This window comes from Nocardioides marmoriginsengisoli, from assembly GCF_003725695.1.
Classification (GTDB): domain Bacteria; phylum Actinomycetota; class Actinomycetes; order Propionibacteriales; family Nocardioidaceae; genus Marmoricola; species Marmoricola marmoriginsengisoli.
In genome coordinates, this window is the sequence record NZ_RJSE01000014.1 from 1 (window position 1) to 1,105 (window position 1,105).

At 67.0% G+C, this 1,105-nt stretch carries 1 protein-coding gene; it reads left to right on the forward strand.

The features are described from left to right. Positions 1-77 precede the first annotated feature (77 nt). The coding region (locus EFK50_RS21310; protein WP_425454397.1) for a radical SAM protein at positions 78-1,105 on the forward strand (1,028 nt) is incomplete at its 3' end.

Sequence of the window (1,105 nt, forward strand, 5' to 3'; positions counted from 1 at the left end):
TGTTGGGCCCGAAGGTCCGGATCCAGGCACCCCCGAACCTGGTCGATTCCTCCGAGGGCTCGGCGGAGTGCGCGGCGTTGCTGGGTGCGGGGGTTGATGACTGGGGCGGGGTCTCGCCGTTGACGCCGGATCATGTGAACCCTGAACGTCCCTGGCCCTCGCTGGACCGGCTACGGGAGATCACCACCGCTGCCGGGTTCGAGCTGAAGGCCCGGTTGACCGCGCACCCTGAGTACGTCTTGGCCGGGGAACCGTGGATCGACCCCCGGATCTCGACACATGTTGCCGCGCTGGCCGGACCCGACGGGCTGGTCAGCGACCAGATCACCCAGGGCACCCGGCGTCCGGTGGGGTTGCCCTGGCAAGAACCCGATGGCGGGTTCGCAACCGTGGGTGAGGGCAAGGGCCGCACCGATCTGCATACCGCGGTCGACACCGAAGGCCGCACCAACGACCGGCGCTCGGATTTCGCGGATGTCTACGGTGATTGGGAAGCAGTCGCGGAACTTGCTGCCTCGACCGCGATCGGGACCCCGGCCACTGCGGACGGGCTAGCTGCGTTACGGGCGGCGGAGAAGGACCCGGGGAACCTCGCTGAGGAGCACGCCCTGACGCTGATGACCGCCCAAGGTGACCTCCTCGCCCAAGTCATCCGGCTCGCTGATGACCTGCGCAAGGAGGCGGTTGGGGAGGCGGTGACCTATGTGGTGAACCGCAACATCAACTTCACCAACGTCTGCTACGTCGGATGCCGGTTCTGTGCGTTCGCGCAACGCCGCACCGATACCGACGCCTACTCGCTGTCCCTGGACCAAGTCGCCGACCGGGCCGAAGAAGCCTGGAATCTGGGTGCGAGCGAGGTCTGCATGCAGGGCGGGATCGATCCCGAACTCCCCGGGACCGCCTACTTCGACCTCGCCGCCGCGGTGAAGAACCGCGTCCCGGGAATGCATGTCCACGCGTTCTCCCCGATGGAGATCGTCAACGGCTCCTCACGCACCGGCCTGTCCTTTGAGGACTTCTTGATCAAGGCCCGCGAGTCCGGCCTCGACACCATCCCCGGGACCGCCGCAGAAATCCTCGATGACGAGGTCCGCTGGGTCCT